The 19674-nt window shown below is 41.9% G+C and carries 18 protein-coding genes; 7 read left to right on the plus strand and 11 right to left on the minus strand.

What is annotated here, in order from left to right:
- Positions 1-350 precede the first annotated feature (350 nt).
- From HWQ38_RS20120 to tsaD, 3 genes are all read right to left on the minus strand, one after another.
- Positions 351-2459 carry a caspase family protein gene (locus HWQ38_RS20120; RefSeq protein ID WP_292796905.1) on the minus strand — a complete coding sequence of 703 codons (2109 nt, stop codon included), beginning with the start codon at positions 2457-2459 and terminating at the stop codon, positions 351-353.
- A gap of 275 nt (positions 2460-2734) precedes the next feature.
- On the minus strand, positions 2735-3913 hold the full coding sequence (sat, locus tag HWQ38_RS20125; RefSeq protein ID WP_292796906.1) for a sulfate adenylyltransferase: 1179 nt from the start codon (positions 3911-3913) through the stop codon (positions 2735-2737).
- A 723-nt stretch (positions 3914-4636) separates the two neighbouring features.
- Complete coding sequence (gene tsaD / locus HWQ38_RS20130) at positions 4637-5686, minus strand: tRNA (adenosine(37)-N6)-threonylcarbamoyltransferase complex transferase subunit TsaD (protein ID WP_292796908.1); 1050 nt, start codon at positions 5684-5686, stop codon at positions 4637-4639.
- Between the two features lie 286 nt (positions 5687-5972).
- Between tsaD and HWQ38_RS20135 the strand changes: the two genes are divergently transcribed.
- The 3 genes from HWQ38_RS20135 to HWQ38_RS20145 all read left to right on the plus strand — a co-directional run bounded on the left by HWQ38_RS20135 (position 5973) and on the right by HWQ38_RS20145 (position 7577).
- Positions 5973-6467 carry a Photosystem I reaction center subunit III gene (locus tag HWQ38_RS20135; protein ID WP_292796910.1) on the plus strand — a complete coding sequence of 165 codons (495 nt, stop codon included), beginning with the start codon at positions 5973-5975 and terminating at the stop codon, positions 6465-6467.
- 39 nt (positions 6468-6506) lie between these two features.
- Positions 6507-6656, plus strand: coding sequence for a photosystem I reaction center subunit IX (gene psaJ / locus HWQ38_RS20140; RefSeq protein ID WP_292796913.1), 150 nt, complete (start codon positions 6507-6509; stop codon positions 6654-6656).
- A 399-nt stretch (positions 6657-7055) separates the two neighbouring features.
- A complete protein-coding gene (locus HWQ38_RS20145) occupies positions 7056-7577 on the plus strand; it encodes a photosystem I reaction center protein subunit XI (protein WP_292796915.1) in 522 nt (173 codons plus the stop codon).
- Between the two features lie 210 nt (positions 7578-7787).
- On the opposite strand, the gene gmk is transcribed toward HWQ38_RS20145, so the two are convergent.
- The 6 genes from gmk to tyrS form a co-directional block, all read right to left on the minus strand.
- The gene (gmk, locus tag HWQ38_RS20150) at positions 7788-8384 is read right to left on the minus strand and encodes a guanylate kinase (RefSeq protein WP_292796978.1); all 597 of its coding nucleotides are present in this window, start codon (positions 8382-8384) and stop codon (positions 7788-7790) included.
- A gap of 172 nt (positions 8385-8556) precedes the next feature.
- Positions 8557-8823, minus strand: a complete 267-nt coding sequence (remA, locus tag HWQ38_RS20155) for an extracellular matrix/biofilm regulator RemA (RefSeq protein WP_073639751.1) — start codon at positions 8821-8823, stop codon at positions 8557-8559.
- Positions 8824-9446: 623 nt separating this feature from the next.
- Complete coding sequence (locus HWQ38_RS20160; RefSeq protein WP_292796917.1) at positions 9447-9797, minus strand: DUF29 domain-containing protein; 351 nt, start codon at positions 9795-9797, stop codon at positions 9447-9449.
- 3 nt (positions 9798-9800) lie between these two features.
- The gene (locus tag HWQ38_RS20165; RefSeq protein WP_292796919.1) at positions 9801-10526 is read right to left on the minus strand and encodes a hypothetical protein; all 726 of its coding nucleotides are present in this window, start codon (positions 10524-10526) and stop codon (positions 9801-9803) included.
- The gene (gene pyrF, locus HWQ38_RS20170; protein ID WP_292796921.1) at positions 10523-11242 is read right to left on the minus strand and encodes an orotidine-5'-phosphate decarboxylase; all 720 of its coding nucleotides are present in this window, start codon (positions 11240-11242) and stop codon (positions 10523-10525) included. Before pyrF ends, HWQ38_RS20165 begins: the two co-directional genes overlap by 4 nt.
- Before the next feature lie 21 nt (positions 11243-11263).
- A complete protein-coding gene (gene tyrS, locus HWQ38_RS20175; RefSeq protein ID WP_292796980.1) occupies positions 11264-12457 on the minus strand; it encodes a tyrosine--tRNA ligase in 1194 nt (397 codons plus the stop codon).
- Between the two features lie 173 nt (positions 12458-12630).
- Between tyrS and HWQ38_RS20180 the strand changes: the two genes are divergently transcribed.
- The gene (locus HWQ38_RS20180; protein ID WP_292796923.1) at positions 12631-14556 is read left to right on the plus strand and encodes a transglycosylase domain-containing protein; all 1926 of its coding nucleotides are present in this window, start codon (positions 12631-12633) and stop codon (positions 14554-14556) included.
- 68 nt (positions 14557-14624) lie between these two features.
- On the opposite strand, the gene HWQ38_RS20185 is transcribed toward HWQ38_RS20180, so the two are convergent.
- Positions 14625-14948: a DUF1825 family protein gene (locus HWQ38_RS20185; RefSeq protein ID WP_292796925.1), complete on the minus strand. Its 324-nt coding sequence runs from the start codon at positions 14946-14948 to the stop codon at positions 14625-14627.
- Positions 14949-15514: 566 nt separating this feature from the next.
- Here HWQ38_RS20185 and HWQ38_RS20190 point away from each other — a divergent pair.
- Both HWQ38_RS20190 and HWQ38_RS20195 read left to right on the plus strand, forming a co-directional pair.
- A complete protein-coding gene (locus tag HWQ38_RS20190; protein ID WP_292796927.1) occupies positions 15515-15889 on the plus strand; it encodes an NINE protein in 375 nt (124 codons plus the stop codon).
- Positions 15890-15898: 9 nt separating this feature from the next.
- The gene (locus HWQ38_RS20195) at positions 15899-16432 is read left to right on the plus strand and encodes a ComEA family DNA-binding protein (protein WP_292796929.1); all 534 of its coding nucleotides are present in this window, start codon (positions 15899-15901) and stop codon (positions 16430-16432) included.
- 179 nt (positions 16433-16611) lie between these two features.
- Here HWQ38_RS20195 and lepB read toward each other — a convergent pair whose 3' ends face one another.
- On the minus strand, positions 16612-17184 hold the full coding sequence (gene lepB / locus HWQ38_RS20200) for a signal peptidase I (protein WP_292796931.1): 573 nt from the start codon (positions 17182-17184) through the stop codon (positions 16612-16614).
- A gap of 1519 nt (positions 17185-18703) precedes the next feature.
- Here lepB and HWQ38_RS20205 point away from each other — a divergent pair.
- Positions 18704-19612 (plus strand): polysaccharide deacetylase family protein, encoded by a 909-nt coding sequence (locus tag HWQ38_RS20205; protein WP_292796934.1) that lies wholly within the window; start codon positions 18704-18706, stop codon positions 19610-19612.
- The last annotated feature ends 62 nt before the right edge of the window (positions 19613-19674 follow it).

Raw genomic sequence — 19674 nt, forward strand, 5'->3', positions numbered from 1 at the left:
AACATCTGCTTCAATGCTCCTAGATTACATCTTTTAACTTAAGTTGACACCAATGAGCATTGCTGTGCCCCTACCAACGTATTTGTATCATTTATGAAGAAAGCACTCAAGTAAAACACTGTTGATCATCAATAGAAATACAATTAAATTTATAATAAACAGTATTTCGATGGTATAAAATACTTTACTAGAATCTAATTAATGTGAGATGCTAAAAACATCCAATAAAAAAAAATTAAATTACTTAAATAGGATTTTGGCTAATATTATTACACAGTAAACTAAACAGGCGATCGCAGATATTGAAAATATCTCAAAGTCTGCCAATAGTCAGCTACTAAATTCTATATTTACACTACTTGAAAACTAAAGCTAAAACTTGCCCAATTATTCACATCTAAGATATATGAGTCGGCTGCTGTGCCATTCATCCCTGTTTTGAGGGTGCTGGCGTTATGTAAGTCTTGTAGCAAGGTTTGGGCAACGTCTAAGGAATTCAACAATGGGCTAATCGGACTTTGTTCGGCTGTGGAATACTTTTCAGTGTTCAAAGCGGCGAGAGTTTCGCTAAAAGGGGCAGTACTAAGAATCAGTTGTTGTTCGTAAAATAAAGCTAGCCCTGAAATCACCCATTCGGAAGCAGTATTAGTTTGAGGTAGGGTGAGGGTTTCGCCTGGAGGGATGACGACTTGTTTGAGGAGGGGCTTAGTGTCCGCAGTGTTTGGTTCTTGAGGGGTTTCCCAAGAGTAGAAGGCAATTGCTGTATGATTATTGTTTAATCCTAGCAAGATTAAATATACTGGGCGATCGCTCTGGTTTTCTACTCGATATTGCATTCGACTACCCATAGGCACAATCGCAGTGGAGAGTGATTTTTTAATCGAAGTTTCAGTTTTGAAAGTTCGCACTGTTTCGCGCTGCATGACGACACTCGGCAATCTTTCAGTAATTATTTCTAAGGTTACCTTGAGAGGCAAGCGGGAAGAACCTTGATTTTCTGTAAGTCGCCATAACTTGGCCGCTAGCAAGCTTGATAATTTCGGCGCTAACCTCTGCACTGTTAATTTTACTGCTTCTCCTACTTCTCCGGTGCTATTGGGAATTAGCTCGCCACCAAGAGAAAATAGACCATAACGACTAGGCGTTTGCTGTAGCTTGGCAAATAGATAATCAGCTGGTTTTTCCCCTACTACTACGGTGGACACATGCGAAAATGCAGCAAAGGCACTGATAGCGTCTACCCGCTCAATTCTTTCTAATCCAGTATCCAAAGCAATTGTTAAATTAATATTCCGGGGTAAAACTCGGACTGCTTCTTGGACAAGTTCACCGACTTGCAGAGGAGTTGTACGATCAATTTTGGAAATTTGCGCTTTTGCTGTTAACCCAGTGCGCGATCGCAATATTAACTCTTCTCCTGTTGCTAAGGTCAATCGAGAATTCACTCCGTAGTATAGCAGCACTTGTGGAGGTAATCCTGCCAACCACAGATGGACTGTTTTGCCGTCGTCTTCAATAGCATTCACCGCGCCTTCTGTACCAATGAGATTGTCTGGCACTAGAGACGTTATATGTTGATTTTTCTGATTACTTAATAAGGCTGGTTGCTGTTTACTACCCAATTTGGATAGAGAATTTTCCACCTGAGAGAGGGCGACTTGAATTGTGGTGGCTGGAGTAAATTCCCACAAATACTGCGTTAAGGCGTAGGTAAATAACCCGGCACTAAAACCAGAAAAGAGTCCTTCTCTCGCCGACTGCTTTGGATTTGAGGTAGCTGTTAAGACAACAGGAGTGCTGGGTAAGTTTTGAGTTTTAAGTTGTTTGAGCAAGTCGAGTTCATCTACTGCTAGCTTTGCTTCTACTAACTCTTCAAGGGCGCGAGTTTTTAATCCTAAGACTGTACTAGGAGCATAATAGCTAGTATCCAATACTGCTGTTACCTGGTGTGTGGGGAGCGATCGCAATAATAGCAGTAGAGTTTCTTCTAATATATAGTTGACTATTTTCTCATCTTGTGGTTTTTTTCTTACATTAGCTGGCACCAGAGCATTTGGCATTGTATCTGGCGATGTTTCCAATTTTACACGACTGCCATAGCCGCTAAAGTGGAAGACAACTAGATCACCGGGTTTAGCTTGCTTACTCAAATGATCCGAAAAAGCCGCCTCAATGAATTCCCTGCTAGCTTCTTCCTCAGTTAAGGTTAGGATATCTGACCCTTGGAAGCCAAAGCGATGAATCAAAAGTTCTCTTTGCAGTTCCACATCGGTGAGACAACCACTGAGGGCTGGAATTTTTGGGTATTGGTTAATACCTATTAGCAATGCCAACTTGCGCGGATTGGGTTGTGCTAAAGCTTGATAATAGTGATTTCCCAAAGTCAACCACTCAGCTTCAGTTACCCCCAATACCGCGAGTATTGAGCCAATTCTCTGTAAAAACGTGCGCCGTTTCATAATTAGCTATCAGCTCTCAGCTATCAGTTAGAAGCTTACAGGGCTGAACTCTGTAATGTAAAGTTACAGATGGTGTTTGCTTGATCAAAGTGTGGGGAGTGGGGAGTAGGGAGTAGGGACAAGGAAAATTAGAGACTGATTCATCCACCTTGGAACTGGATTCATCCACCTCGGAACTTCAATGCCCAATGCCCAATACTTCTCTACGAGAGGCTGCACCAACCACTTCTCTACGAGACGCTGTTCGCGTTCGCTCAGTACAAGTGCCCAATGCCCTAGACAGGTACTTGTATCCGCATTGCCCGCGCCAATTCTGCCGCCACCTCTGGACGGGAAAATTCTGGTGGAGGTAATTCACCGCGTCGCAGCATTTCTCTAACTTTTGTCCCCGATAGGTGAATGCGTTCTTCTGGCCTGCTGGGACTAGTTTTAGATGTTGCCATTTGCTTAGTACGCATGCAGTAAAAAGCGTGTTCAAATTTCATCGGCACAATGCCCAATTCACTTGGCGCAAACTCTTCAAAGATATACTGAGCATCATAAGTACCGTAATAGTCACCGACGCCAGCATGATCCCGTCCGACGATAAAGTGAGTACAGCCGTAGTTTTTGCGAACTAAAGCATGGAATATTGCCTCACGAGGGCCAGCATAACGCATTGCGGCTGGATTTATTGCCAAAGTCACCCTGTCTAAAGGGTAGTAGTGTTCCAGCAAAATTTCATAGCAGCGCATCCGCACGTCGGCGGCAATATCATCTTCTTTTGTCGCCCCGACTAATGGGTGCAAAAATAGACCATCAACGATTTCTAAAGCGCACTTTTGAATATATTCATGGGCGCGGTGGATGGGGTTGCGAGTTTGAAAGCCGACGATAGTTTTCCAACCCTTGTCTCTAAACAACTCTCGTGAGGCAGCTGGATCTATTTGATAAGTGGGAAACTGGGGATGAGGTTGGCGTTGTAACAGCCAAATATCACCCGCCAGATGTACATTACCTTGGTTATAGAGTACCTGCACGCCGGGATGATTGACATCATCAGTGCGGTAAACCTTTATTGCTTCGCGGGTTTTGTCGTAGTGATATTTTTGCGTCAGTTGCAAAACTCCGATAAATTCACCTTTGGAGTTATCCAAACGGATTAAGCTGCCTGACTGCAAGGGGGAAGCTACTTCTTCGCTGACCGATAGTGTAATCGGAATTGACCACACAAGACCGTTAGCTAGTCGCATTTCTGTAACAGTGCGATCGTAGTCTTCCTGGTTCATAAAACCCGTGAGTGGACTAAAAGCACCGATCGCAATCATTTCTACATCAGAAACGGCGCGATCGTCAAGTTGCACTCGCGGCAAAAAGTCAGCTTTTGAGAGAAACTCTGCTCTTTGTTCTGGTGTGGCGATCCGGTTAACCAACTGTCCACCGTGGGGGGCTATGGCATCTGGATTGTGACTCAATGTAATCCCCTCTTTGTATTAACTGCTATTGTTTCAGATTATGTACTAACTTATCAAATGCTGGTACGTAGATAAAAAGAGTTTCGGAATATGGGGGCTTGAAATTGGGGCTGGGACTTAAGTATTCTAAAAATTTACTCTATTTTTTAGGTTAGGCTAAAGTTAATCTACGCTTTGGTGATTGAAGAGTTCTATTATTTGGAATTGCTTATGACTGCTGTATCACCTGTTTTTAAACCTGTTAGCCAGATGCAGCTAGAACCTGGTAGTACAGTGTCTATTCAACATGTCAGCTGGGAAGAATTTGAGTCTATCTTGCAGTAACTGGGAGAAAAGCGATCGCTACGAGTTGCTTATAGTAAGTCTACGTTAGAAATTAAGGATTTAAAAAGTATCTTGTTTTTTATCTTCCTTCGGAGTTGGCTGACTTCCAGCTTGAAAAATCTGTTCAGCAGTTAAATTTAACTCTAGGAAATTTATCGAGTTTGTTTTCTCTATTATATGCAGCTTCATATTAAATTGGTATTACAACTCAATACAGTTCAGTTAAGCATTTTTTTCTTCTCTTCCTTTGCGTTCTTCTCTACGAGACGCTACGCGAATGCGTCCTTGGCGGTAGCCTGCGGCAAGCCGCTCCGCGTCTACGTAAAAAAAATTAACTTTGACAAAGAGTTAAGCCCAAGCGTATTGGGTTACAAATGACAAATGACAAACAACAAATGACTACTCAACAGCTTGATACAACTTCATCACCTGGGTAAGCGCTAACCTCGACTCAACGCCGAGTGTCATGGGGGATGTATGACCACAAGATAGATGTTCAGAGGCGGCACAGCCGATCATGGCGGCGTTATCAGTACAGAATTTCAGAGGGGGGAATAGGACGCGTAGGTTATGTTCAATGGCGGCAGCTTGGAGGTTTTTTCTCAACCCGCTATTAGCTGCTACACCGCCACCAATAGCAATTGTGTCTAGACCATAGTCTAAGGCACAGGCGATCGCTCTTTTGGTCAGCGATCGCGCTACGGTTTCCTGAAAGCTAGCTGCTACATCTGCCACTGGTACTTGTCCACCATCTTTCTCTAACTGCTGCACTAAACGTAATACAGCCGTTTTTAACCCACTAAAACTCGTATCATAACGATGAAACCCCCCGCCCGGTAGAGAAACTTTTCCTTCTGGTAGAGCAAAGGCTTGAGGATTGCCCACTTGTGCCAACTTGTCAATCATTGGGCCACCCGGATAACCCAGCTTTAATAATCGCGCCACTTTATCAAAGGCTTCACCTGCAGCATCATCACGAGTTTGTCCCAGAGTTTCGTAATTACCACAATCTTTGACATAAATCAAGCTTGTATGTCCGCCTGAAACTAGTAAGCTAAGGAAAGGGGGATTTAAAGTTGATTCGCTCAGGTAAGTTGCGTAAATGTGACCTTCGAGGTGATGAACTCCCAAAAATGGCTTGTTATGTACCATTGCCAGAGTTTTGGCAGCAGTTAACCCCACCAACAGCGCTCCTACGAGTCCAGGGGCGCAAGTTGCGGCAATTGCGTCAATTTTTCCCCAGTCTAGTTGGGCTTGCTCTAAGGCTTGAGCGATCGCATGATTGATCGTTTCCAAATGCTGGCGAGAGGCTACTTCTGGTACTACCCCACCATACTGCTGATGGACTGGAATTTGCGAGGCGACGATACTGCTGTAAACTTTACGATTGTTAACAATTGCGACGGCAGTTTCATCACAGCTTGTTTCTATTGCTAAAACGGTTGCCATTGGGAATAATTAGTGCTGAGTCTCGAGTCCTGAATAGTAAAGAGAAAATCTTACTTCTTTACTACCCTACTACAACAATTCTGATATTCGGCACGGGCTAAACGCCCCGCTAACAGGACTCAGCGCTTTATTTTGGTTGAGAAACTTTAACTTTTATTTACTTAAACTTTACTCTGTTCCCAGCCAAGAGTATGATGACTTCCTAGTTATGCAAATAAACGAACTGTACAAGCCGCTTCGTTTTGTACAAAGAACTTTTTGTTTTGTAATAAAAGGAAACAACTCTATGCGACGATTGTTTGCTTTGATTTTAGCGATTTGTCTTTGGTTCAATTTTGCCTCCCCAGCAAAAGCTTTAGGGGCTAATTTGACACCGTGCAAGGACAATCCCGCTTTTCAAGAGCTAGCAGCTAATGCCCGTAATACCACTGGTGACCCCGAATCAGGGAGAAAGCGGTTTGAGCGTTATTCTCAGGCGCTGTGTGGTCCTGAGGGTTATCCCCACTTGATTGTTGATAGTCGTCTAGATCATGCTGGTGACTTTCTGATCCCTAGCATTCTGTTTTTATATATTGCTGGTTGGATTGGTTGGGTAGGTCGTGCCTATCTGCAAGCGATCAAAAAGGAATCTGACACTGAACTAAAAGAAATCCAAATCGATCTAGGTTTGGCACTACCGATCATGCTGTCAGGTTTTACTTGGCCAGTAGCAGCAGTCCAAGAACTTCTCTCTGGAAAATTAACAGCCAAGGATTCAGAAATTCCCATTTCCCCCCGCTAAATTAGCTCAACTAATTCATTTGTTTTGGAGACTAAATTCATGGCAGACAAAGGCGATCAATCAGCCTATTTGATTAAATTCCTTTCCACAGCGCCTGTGGCAGCTACCATCTGGCTGTCGATCACAGCATTTATTTTGATTGAATTCAACCTCTTTTTCCCCGACCTACTTTTCCACCCACTGCCATAAGTGCCAACCAATTTTGGATTTTAGATCTGCAATTTTGGATTGACATTGCCCACTAGGGATCGGACATGAACCGAAATAATTATTTTAATCCAAAATCCAAGTTGCGCTAAAAGCGCACCAAAGATGCGACCCAAAATCTAAAATTGCTGTTGAATGTCTTGCTTTTTGCCTAATATTGTGTAATTGATCTATTCAGCTTAATTAGGCAGAATTATCACCAAAATAGGCGGCAAAAATAGTTTTTTGAAACTCGTGATTCTGTTTACAGATCGCGAGTTTCAGAGCTTGAAAACTAGCTAAATTAATTTTTCTAAACTTCCTAGACAAAAGACATCTTTATCCTCAATTATTATTAATATAAAAATGCCACCATTTTAAATTTAGAGGCAAACATAAAATATGGCACAAGCAGTAGATGCATCAAAGAATCTTCCTAGCGATCCTAGAAATCGGGAAGTTGTTTTTCCCGCATTCCGCGATCCACAAATAGGAAACCTAGAAACCCCGATTAATGCTTCTCCCTTGAGCAAGTGGTACATTAATAACTTACCTGCCTATCGCCCAGGTCTTTCTCCTGCTAGACGTGCGCTAGAAATAGGCATGGCTCACGGTTACTGGATATTTGGCCCCTTTGCCAAATTAGGCCCACTGCGGGACACAGCTAATGCTAACTTAGCTGGATTACTGGCAGCTATAGGCTTGGTTGTTTTTCTCACTGCTGGTTTATCTCTGTATGCGAGTAGCAATCCTCCCAAAGCACTTCCTAGTGTTACCGTACCCAATCTTCCGGCAGATGCTTTTAACTCTAAAGAAAGCTGGAACAATTTCGCCAGTTCTTTTTTGATTGGTGGTATTGGTGGTGCAGTAGTCGCTTACTTTTTGACTAGCAATTTGGCATCAATTCAAGGTCTATTTGGTTAATTACTAGGAGTTAGAAGTTAAGAGTTGAAATTCATATAGCGCTTTTCGTTTATATGCAACATACTCTGACCTCACTTCCATTCCTCTCTCCTTTTAGGAGAGAGGCTTTGAATCTGACTCCCCAACGCTAGTACGGAAGGGGCTGTTATTGTTAGGTCTGTACTAGACTCAATTGAAAAGCGCTATAACTCTTAACTCTTAACTCCTAACTTATTTAAACAAAACCGCTTCAATATCATTTAAGGCAGTTTCAAAATCGTCATTAACGATTTGAATATCAAATTCATCGGCGGCTTGAATTTCTTCTTGGGCGCGGAGTAGACGACGGGCGATCGCTTCTTCAGAGTCTTGGCCGCGATCGCATATCCGTTTTTCCAATTCATCAAAGGAAGGCGGTAAAATAAAAATGCTGAGGACACTGGGGAAGGAAGCACGAATTTGTCTTGCCCCTTCTAGTTCAATTTCCAGCACTACCAACTTACCGGAATTAATTTGGTTAAGCACAGCTTCACGGGGAGTGCCGTAATAATTACCAGCAAATTCTGCCCATTCTAAAAATTCCCCTTCTGCAAGTAATTGTTCAAACTTGCTGCGGCTAATAAAGTAATAATTTTTCCCATCGATTTCCCCTGGACGAGGAGAACGAGTTGTCACGGATACGGAATAATATAGTTCTGGATGACGTTGTAGGAGCGATCGCATTAGAGTGCCTTTACCAACCCCACTGGGGCCAGTTAAAACAATTAACCTGCCTAAATGTAAGCATTCTTCGGTAGTAGCACCACTCTGGATAGGTAAAACTGGCATTATCCCTTCAACCTGTGAATCAATCAATAAATATTATTCATTAGTCTTGTGTTCCTGGCCTAGTCCACTAATGGCTAAAGAATTTGTAGCAAGGGTGACAGAAAACTCCTTTAATTCACATAGTACTGCCGATAGGGTGCAAATAGAAGTGGAATTGTTAATCGACTGTTAGTCAATTATCTACAGTTTGATGATCGCGGGAAATCACAAAGCGATTCGCTACTGTTTCTGGCTGAATCGCCGACAGAATTACGTGGCTGGAATCGGTGATAATTACAGCTCTAGTCCGACGACCGTAAGTTGCATCAATCAGTTGACCTCTGTCCCGTGCATCGGTAATAATCCGCTTAATCGGGGCAGACTCTGGACTGACAATGGCAACTACTCGGTTGGCAGACACGATGTTACCAAAGCCGATGTTGATTAACTGAATGTCCATAAAAAAACTGACGCTAAACGCGGTTTAAGAAGCTTGAAATAAACTTATCCTCATGTTATCGCCAAAAAACGGGAGTTACAACGCTTAAATTAAAGCCAGCCTTCGTTTTTAAATAATCTCTACTTTTTTTAGCTGTTTATCAGCTATATTTCTTGAAAATCTTCCCAAAGACATAGGCTAAATCATACTGATACAGCCATACGCTTGGCTTTGTGAAAAATAGTAGGTTGGGTTGAGCAATAGCGAAACCCAACAAATGGTTGATAATGTTGGTTTACCGTGGGGATCTTGCTACCTTCCTAAACCCAACCTACACCAGTTTTAGTTTTTAGCCTTAACTGATTTTAATTATGAATTATGAATTAATAATTATGAATTAGGTTGAGATTATTCATCAAAACTTTTCTTAGTTATGGACTTTAAGCTGTTGCGTATTTATATTTGTATATGCGATGCGGGCAAGATGCCCACACTACAATAATTTTACGTTTTCGTATTATACAATTTAGCTGCACATCAGCTGATCAATAAATAAATGGTGGTAAATAATCCACATCTAAAATTTTCTCAATGTTATCAGGACAAGTTTGCGGAAAACAATTTAATCCACTTTTCTTTTTTGCTTATCGTAGCGCATCAATGTAAACTTCTTCAAGCACTGTGAGCAGATAGTTGTAGAGGTTTTTAGATTTGGTTAATTTCCTGAGTTCCACCCGGGAATTATCAATTTCCACTTCCCCATGATTTTTACATTCAGGAAGACTCCAATGTTGATACAACAGCAGATGTTTGAGAAGTTGCAGGAGATAACTTTCGAGCTTGTGTTTCTGTTCGTTACCTAATCTTTCAATCTCCTCAATCAAATGATCCCAATCAATATGCTCTAAATCTCTTTCTTGCAATTGTTTCAACGTAGTTTCTAACCACAAGTGATAATCTTGTTTGTAGATAATTTGAGTGAGTATTTTAGACATAATTTAATATTCTCCTAATTTACGAAGATTTGGAATTAGGTTTTTTTGACGTACGCTTCCTGCTTGACAATCGCGTAACCAAGTTTTAACCCCTTGGGCAACGGTACCGTTACTACTATCGCGTGGCGGGGATAGTGGCTGGGGTGTTGAATGGGAACCAACTTGAGAAAACATCATCACTAGTTGCCAACCACTTTTAGTTTTAGTCAACAACAGCCAGTGGAATTCCTGCAATTCTACGGCTTTTTTTCCGATGTACTGCCGTTCCAAGGTAGTAAAGAAAACTTGCTCAATTGCCGATGCAGCACTTTTAGACGCATCTGCACTATATTCTTCAAGATTAAGGGGCAGAGGAGTAAACTCAGGTCTTCCTGCCACTAGTATATAACTGTAAACATCACTGCTTCTACTGAGGCGGCGGGCGCGTTGACTGACGCGATTGGTATAACTAGGTAAATCTTGCAGTAGCTGTATAGTTAATATTTCTAAATTTTGCTCCGAACACAAAGACCTCGCCCCACCGTTGACATTTTCCTTTTCTGCGATCGCCGAAAGTTTAGCGGTGAAGTTTGTCGAGAACGCTGGGTAAGCAAGGCTATTTGATACTAAAACCCAGAAGCCACAAGCTAAAAGCCAACTATAATTTTTCTTCCTAAGCGAAGAGATAAAATTGTTCTCCCCTACACCCTGTCCCCTATCCCCGTGCTTGTGACTAACTCCTGCTTTCATGCCACCGTGCTTAACTCCTCAGAAATCCTCTTCCAGGCTAACTCAGGCTCAGTAGCAGTAGTAATGGGACGCCCAATCACTAGATAATCTGCACCAGCAATAATTGCTTGGGCTGGGGTCAGCGATCGCTTTTGATCACCTTTTTCTGCCCAACTTGGTCTAACCCCCGGACAAACAAGTAAAAAGTCATCTCCACAAGTTTGCCGTAGTTGTGCCACTTCTTGAGGCGAACAAACTGCCCCATCTAATCCCGCTTCTTGAGCCAGCAATGCCATTTTTAGAGCGTATTCTGGTAACTCTAGGGGAATCTTTAAATCAAACGCCAACTGCCTAGCAGAAATGCTGGTTAACAAAGTAATCGCAATTAATTTAGGCGGTTTTACACCCGCTTGGGCAGCGCCTTGCTGTGCCGCCTCTGTTGCAGCTTTCAGAGCCCCATTACCAGATGCAGCGTGAATTGTCAATAAATCCACCCCGTAACTAGCTGCACTACGACAAGCACCAGCGACTGTGTTCGGGATGTCGTGAAACTTTAAATCTAGGAAAATGCGCTTTTGCCGAGACTTTAACACTTCTAGAATTTTCGGGCCAATGCTGGTAAACAACTCTAAGCCGACTTTCCACCAAACCACTTGCGGAAGTTGATCTAAAAGAGCGATCGCACTTTGTTCATCCGGCACATCCAAAGGCACAATAATTCGTTGTTCTGCGTTCATTTGCGATTCCCCATTTCCCATTTAAGGCACTAAACGCACAAACTTATTTTTCCCAACTTGTAAAACCTTACCTTGTAACTCACAAAGATCAGTAAAAGTCGTATCAACATCGGTAATGCGATCGCCATCTAAGCGCACTCCACCCTCTTGAATTTTCCGCTTTCCTTCCCCCGTACTTTTGCACAAGCCAGTGGCATTGAGAATATAGGCTAACTTAGTCGGAAACTGCTGCACGCCAGAAGAAAGAGAAAATTCTGGAACTGCACCTTCCTTGCCGCCGCTTCGGGCTGCTTCTTTGGCTTCTTGGGCTGCGGTTTCGCCGTGGTACTGTTTGACAACTTCCGATGCTAGGAGTGTTTGGCGATCGCGGGGATTTTCTGGTAGTTTATCCAAAGGTAAATCCGTCAACAGTTCAAAATACTGTGACAGCAGATGATCGGGAACTCCTTGTAACTTCTGGTACTTTTGTCCTGGGTGTTCCGACAACCCAATATAATTATCTAAAGACTTAGACATTTTTTGCACCCCATCTGTGCCAATCAAAATCGGCAGTAGCATTCCAAATTGGGGCTTTTGACCAAAATGGCGCTGCAAATCTCTGCCCACAGCAATGTTAAATTTCTGATCAGTCCCTCCTAATTCCACATCTGCCTCAACAGCAACCGAATCAAAACCTTGCATTAACGGATAGAGGAACTCATGGATAAAAATCGGATTCTCTTTTTTATAGCGATCGGCAAATCCTTCCTTCGCCAACATCTGCCCCACCGTCATCGTCGAGAGTAACTCCAAAATTTTCTCTAAGTTTAGCCCAGATAGCCATTCGGAGTTATAGCGCACCTCTAACCTTCCTGGTGTGTCAAAATCCAAGATAGGACGTACTTGATCAAGATAAGTCTGAGCATTTTGAGCGACATCTGCTTCTGTAAGCTGACGACGCACTTCAGATTTACCAGTCGGATCGCCAATACGTGCGGTAAAATCTCCAATAATTAGAACTGCTATATGACCTGCATCTTGAAACGATCGCAGTTTCCGTACTGGTATGCTATGACCGAGATGAATATCAGTACCCGTTGGGTCAATCCCTAATTTGATCCTCAAAGGTTGGTTTGTAGTTAGCAAACGCTTTTCTAGACTTTCACTGTTAGCATCAAGTGGTTGTGGGAAAACTTCTACTACACCACGACGCAGCCAAGCAAAATCTGGGGTCATACTAGAAAATTCACTGTTAGCGATGTTTTGCACACTAGAAGTTAAGTTGGTTATATTCACTGGCAATTTATCCACTTTCTCATCTGCCAAACTACTATAATTGCAAAAAATTAACCGCCTTGCTTCGCCGAATCAATTACAGTTAAATTTACAAGTGAGGAAGTGTAATAGCCGTGTCGTCGTCTAGGACTTTTGAAGATAAGCAGCCACAACGTCGGGCTTCATCAGGTTTTGAGTTTATAAAAGGAGTCGGTCAGGTAACTGGCGGTACTCTGCTTTCAATCACCATGCTGGCAAGTTCCATTGTAGCCGGAGGACTGGTTGGTTTAGCAATTAGTTTCCGTAATTTGCCAGATGTGAGACAGCTACGTAACTTCTTTCCCTCGGAAACAACTTATATCTATGACGTAAAGGGTAAACTTTTAACGAGTATCCACGGAGAAGCCAACCGCGAAGTCGTACCGCTAGATAGAATTTCCCCGAATCTGAAACGGGCGGTATTGGCAAGTGAAGATAACCACTTTTACGATCACCACGGTATTAACCCCGTCGGCGTTGGGCGGGCTATAGTAGTTAACGCGACAGCACATGGAGTGCGAGAGGGTGGCTCTACTGTCACCATGCAATTGGTAAAAAACCTGTTTTTATCTCGCAAGCGTGTTTTTACCCGCAAGTTAGCAGAGGCAGTGCTGGCAATCCGCTTAGAACAAATTCTCAATAAAGACCAAATTTTAGAAATGTACCTCAATCAAGTTTATTGGGGTCATAACAATTATGGTGTACAAACGGCGGCACGCAGTTACTTTAATAAGTCAGCAGAATATTTAACCTTGGGTGAGTCAGCAATGATGGCGGGTTTGATTCAAGCACCAGAAGAATTCAGCCCCTTTGTGAGCATGAAGCTGGCAAAACAGAAAGAAAAAGAAGTGCTGGGACGGATGCTGGAATTAAACTGGATTACCCAGTTAGAGTATGACAATGCCCTCAAGCAAGAAATCAAACTTGGTAGAATCAAATCCTTTCAAGGTAGTGCCCTACCCTATGTAACCAATACTGTAGCGCAGGAGTTAGCTAAGAAGTTTGGGCGTGAGACACTACTCAAAGGTGGGATGCGAGTTCAAACTACAGTTGATGCCGATTTCCAAGTCATGGCAGAAGAAACTGTCAGTAAGTGGCATAAATCACTACTAGAGCAGGGATTATCTAAGAATCAAATGGCTTTGGTGGCAATTGATCCGCGCACACATTTTATCAAAGCACTGGTGGGTGGTATAGATCCTAAGACCAGTGAATTCAATCGTGCAACTCAATCTCAACGCCAGCCCGGATCTTCTTTTAAACCGTTTGTATATTATACTGCTTTTGCTACTGGTAAATATACTGCCGACTCAACGGTATTAGATGCCCCAGTTAGCTATCGAGATGGTAACGGTTGGTACTCTCCCAGAAATTATGATGCGACTTTTAGGGGAGAGATGTCAATCCGCACAGCTATATCCCAATCACGCAACATTCCCGTGATCAAGATTGGTAAGGCTGTGGGGATGAATAGAGTCATAGAAACCTGCCGTACCTTGGGGATTATGAGTCCGATGGAGCCTGTGTCTTCTTTGCCACTTGGGGCAATTGGTGTTACCCCTCTGGAAATGGCTAGTGCGTATGCTACCTTTGCAAATTATGGCTGGCAATCTCCACCAACTGTAATTGCCCGTGTCACCGATAGTAGTGGTAACGTGTTGCTAGATAACACCCCGAAACCCCAGCTAGTTCTCGATCCTTGGGCTTCGGCAGCAATTATCGATGTGATGCGATCGGTAATTTCTGATGGTACAGGTAAAGGTGCTGCGATCGGTCGTCCAGCCGCAGGGAAGACGGGAACAACATCATCAGAAAAAGATATTTGGTTTGTTGGCACTGTGCCACAGTTAACAACTGCTGTCTGGGTAGGGAGAGACGACAACAGACAATTAGCTGATCATGCCACAGGTGGTGTTTTGGTTGCTCCCATTTGGAAAGATTTTATGCAGAAGGCACTTAAGAACGTACCAGTAGAAAACTTCAAGCCCCCTTCGCAGTTTTCTCGCCCCAAGTCACAATAATTTTAGATTTTAGATTTTGGATTAATTGCCAATCCAAAATCCCAAATCCAAAATCCAAAATTGGTTGACTAGGGCTGTTTTTCTAGCTCGGCTTTCATCCGTTCTAAAGTGAGGTGCATTTGATCAAACATTTGTTGCGGGGTGACACCGAACTGACCTAATTGTGTTTTAAGTTGTTCTACTGTCATTTGTGCCATGAAATCTTCTGATAGCTCGAAGCGCTTCATAAAGATGCGATACCGATCCATCATGGCTTCCATTTGCTCGATAAACAGCTTTTTGCCATCGCGGTCAAATTTGCCGTAGCCGTTGCCAAGCTTAATCAGCGCTTGATAATCCTCAAACAGCTGTTTTGCTTCTTGCTGAATTATTTCAGAATCGAAGAATCCCATATTGCTTATATTAAACTGAGCGCCCAGACTCAGTAGCTTAATAGTTTTACTTCTATTTTTATTTTAGTCTAGGGGAGTAATCTAGTCACGAAGCTTCGGTTTTGGTACGGTTTGTTACCGAAATTTCAACACTTGACTTGAAAACGCTTCCTCTCGCTAGACCGACTCAATATAGGTCTGTGAAACTTACTGTATTTGCTTTACACCTAAAGCGTTTAGGGTTTGTTTGGGCTTGAACTTTAGTTATAGAGAGGATAAGCACCGATCCAGGCGTAGCTTTGGTTGGCAAAGGTGTACCACCAATAGTGGTAATCCGTGTAATAACCATTCACATCCGTCCAGCCGCCAGCACGAAGAATTTGAGAGGCAAGACTAAAATGAATTTATATGGACACTAGTAATTAAAAATTCCGCAATATAGCCAGGATGTTTACTACAATTACTTTTCTTCTCTAGGAGAGGCTACGCGAACATTTGAAATTTTGAATGAGTGAGTTTTGAATTGTTTCTGTGGCTTTTGGCTGTCTTATTGTAGAAACTGTAGTATTGGTATATCTGTTAGAAATATGTTGACTAAGCGTAAAAGCCGAAGTGTTGCCGCTGTTTTAGCTTTTTCTGGCACACTGACAATTTCTGGATTACATAAATTCTATCTGGGACAGCCGTTGTGGGGTGTTTTGTATCTGTTGCTTTTCTGGACGCCTATCCCGAAGATAGCTAGTGCCATTGAGGGAGTTTGGTATTTAACCCAAGACGAAGAAGCTTTCGATCGCAATTTTAATCTAGGGAAGTCAGGGCCAAGAAACTCACTCAGGGTGAGTAATCAGGTAGGAGCGATCGCTGAGGCAATGCGAGAATTAGATGCTCTGCGCCAGGATGGACTAATCTCAGAGTATGAATTTGAGCAAAAGCGCCGCCAATTGCTAGACCAGATTTCGTAAGCAACAATCATGAATAACTGGCTACCTTTGAACCCCAGGCTGCAAAAACTCCGCGCCAAGCTCCTCAACGATCCCTACTATCGCCTCCAATCTGGGGAAGAAATTCAGATAGCCGCCAAATTAGGTATTCGGATTGATGCTAATCAAGCGACTGTGGATGATTGGTTACGCCTACCGGGTTTGTCAATTCATCAAGCGCGATCGCTTGTGGAACTTTCGCGATCGGGTGTTAAATTTTACTGTATTGAAGATATCGCTGCGGCTTTGAGTATGCCAGCACCGCGACTAGAGCCATTAAAGCCTCTACTGAATTTTATTTACTATGACCACGAATCTCTAGAAAATCCTACCAATTTAGTCAACCCGAACACAGCAACAGTTGAAAAGTTAGCACAAATTCCATTTATAGATTTGTCCTTAGCGCAAGCAGTGGTTCAAAATCGGCAATCAGCCGGAACTTACCGTAATCTGGCTGATTTCCAACGGCGGTTAGAGTTAACTGGTGATGCGATCGCTCAGATGATGTATTATTTAAGGTTTTAAATTAGTATGTATGGCTTCTCGTTTGTGTGCAATACACTTTGACCTCACTTCCATTCCTCTCTCCTAAAAGGAGAGAGGAATGGAATCTTACTCCCCAACGCTAGTAGGGAAGGGGTTGGGGGTTAGGTCTCTATAACTCCTGTACAGACGCGATTAATCGCGTCTCTGCTGCAAACTATTTAAATAAACCCGATGCGATCAAGAGGCCAAAAGCGAAACGTTGCCCGACCGATAATATTTTTTCTGGGTAAAAAGCCCCAATAGCGAGAGTCATTACTATCGTTGCGGTTATCGCCCATGACAAAAAATTTGTCTTCTGGAACTTTCACTGGTGGATATGGCTGATTTGGGGGTTCAGCAATGTAGTCTTCTGCCAAGGGCTGACCGTTGAGGTAGACTTTGCCATGAGCAACACTAATTACCTCACCAGGCTTGCCAATAACCCGCTTGATGAAGGCTTGGTCTTTGGGATATCCTCGACGTTGTAGTTCTGCCGATGGCTGAAACACAATAATATCTCCAGTTATGGGAGGGTGAAAATGGTAAGAGATTTTTTCAATTACCAAGCGATCGCCTGTATGTAAGGTGGGTAACATTGAGTCAGAAGGTATATAGCGGGGTTCGGCGATAAAAGTTCGAATCAGGAATGCTAAACATAAGGCGATCGCAATTAAAATCAGATTTTCTTGCCAACTACGCCATACTTTTAAGGACGCACGGTCTTCTTTTGCATCACTTTCGTGAGGAATCATAAAAGTTTCTAGCCAGTTTCAGAAGTGGGACAAATACCTTGATTATTTTGACTCAAAAGGTATACTGATAGGCAAGCTGGTTTCTGTACGAATTCATACAGATATTAAATAATACAGTTATTCCATTTACTAAACATAAGCAAAAGTACTGTAAATAAACAATCACTTGTCTAAAGCAATATCAGCTAATGAGAGGATTCCTAGATAGATAATTAAAAATTTTAATTCTAATTGCTGCAATTATAAGGCCAGTTATGAGATAATCTTCAATTTTGCTTTTTTAGCAGAAAATTGGTCGTTGAGTGGCAAAACAGTTTACCCAATGTCTTACAATATCTGCTTGACTTTACCGAAATAAGGCAGAGGCCAGTCTTGCTAGAGGCTCAGTTGGAATAAAATACATTTTTATATATATTATTAAGTGATATTACAGAAAATTCTTCTCAATTTTAAGGTAATTTTAAATACATAACTCTTGCTTAATTTAGTGTAAGTAGTAAAAAATATGACATTGAAATGTAGAATTTAGTGCTTTAATAGATACCATACTATTGCTGCGATTTTCACCACTTGCCTATATATATGCGATTATCTTCCGTAATTACACGGTGACAACGCATATTAAATTGTACTATTAATATGATATAAATCTCCTTAATTATTGAGAAAAACATTAACAGACAGAAAGCTACTAGCAATTTAGGCTAAAGTATCAGCATCAAAAATAGAACTAAACTGCCGAGAAAATTATTTTACTAAATGGCTCAAAAGTATCTGGATTAACGAATAAGTGTCCCTTGGCAATGAGAAACTATATTGAATAAATTTTCGTCTTTCTATTTCAGAGAAAGTATAAGGCAACATTATCTTAGTTGGCAATTTAACTTTTTCTTAAAAAGAAAGTAATGGCAGCACGTAGTAAAATATATCTTATCAAGAATAAAACTAATAGTTTATTAGACTCCTTCTTGAAAGATACTCTGCCCCTTGTAACTAGTTTTGTATGTTAATCAAATAATTCACTAAGCTGTAAATTATACAACTTTCCTGTCAGAAAGTCTTGTTATAAAAACTCCAGTCCACGAAAAATGTCAATTGTAGGTTCGACAGTTTAGCTTATCTTATTTGCAAAGCTATAAAACTTGAAAGGATAATGCTGTCTTAGCGGTGAAGTGAAAGACAGTAACTAATTTAAAACTGCTATTAAGAGGATTTTGGGGTGTGGTTAATTATCTGATTGTGTTCCTTCTTAGAGCTAGCGGTAAGAATCTGGAAGCGTAGACCTGGCCTTTTATGAGTGGGTTGACATTAAACACTACCAAGTATTGTCTAAGCATTCGTCGAAATCTAGAGCATCTAGATTTCAGGTAAAGCCGTATAGTTTGTCTTGTCGATTGTGAGTTTCTATTCCAATTTTCAGGATTATCAGAAAGCAACTGGATCTAAATATCTAAAAAAATGTGCTATAACGTACCGTCATAACCGTGATTGATGGTTCGATCTTTGAAGGAGCTATCAGGTGGAAAACAATAAGTCGTTTCTGTGGCCAGAAGGAATATTAATTGCGCTACTTGCCTTAGGTGGTGTTTTTAGCCTTGCTTTCATGACGCTTCTAAGGCCAAATACTTCGGAGGCTCAGAATAGACAAAGTATAAATATCAAGGATGTCGCTGCAAACGTAGGAACTCAGCAACGCATTCAGATATTAAAAGCGGCGATGCTTACAATTTGGCAGCAAGAAGCACAAGTAAAGGGACTATCCTACCCTATACCATCAAGCTCTCAAGGGGTAATAATTAATGCTGCAAAACTTACTCAAGGTAAGAAAGTAATTGCTCTCACCTTTGATGATGGTCCTTGGCCTCAGACCACAGAGCAAGTACTAGATATTCTCAGAGCAAATAATATCAAAGGGACGTTTTTTGTCATCGGACAGAACCTGAAAAATTATCCAGAGTTAGGAAGGCAGATTGTCGTTCAAGGTCACGTCATTGCCAACCATACTTGGCATCACTGGTATCACTTTTTTAATCAACAAGCCGCTGCTTTTGAAATAGATCGCACAGCAGACCTAATTTATCAAGTTACAGGTGTTAAAACAAATCTCTTTCGACCGCCTGGTGGTATACTGCACAATGGATTAGTTGCTTATGCTAAAGGCCAAAAATATGCTGTGGTGATCTGGTCAGCTGACTCCACAGACTACAAGCTGCCAGCTGTACCAAAGTTGATTAATAACGTGATTAAAGATTCCAAACCTGGTGGGATTGTGCTAATGCATGATGGTGGGGGGAACCGTTCTAGAACTATACAAGCTTTACCAGAAATTATTAGCAACTTTAAAAAGCAAGGCTATCGCTTTGTGACTATTCCAGAACTTTTAGAAATGCAAGATGCAGACCAAAAGTTACTCGGTCAAAAAAAGTAATAATTATTAATTATGGGTAATTGGTCAATAGTATTTGCTAAAAACTAAAATTATATTTTTTG

The organism is Nostoc sp. NMS7 (assembly GCF_017115085.1).
Taxonomy (GTDB): domain Bacteria; phylum Cyanobacteriota; class Cyanobacteriia; order Cyanobacteriales; family Nostocaceae; genus Nostoc.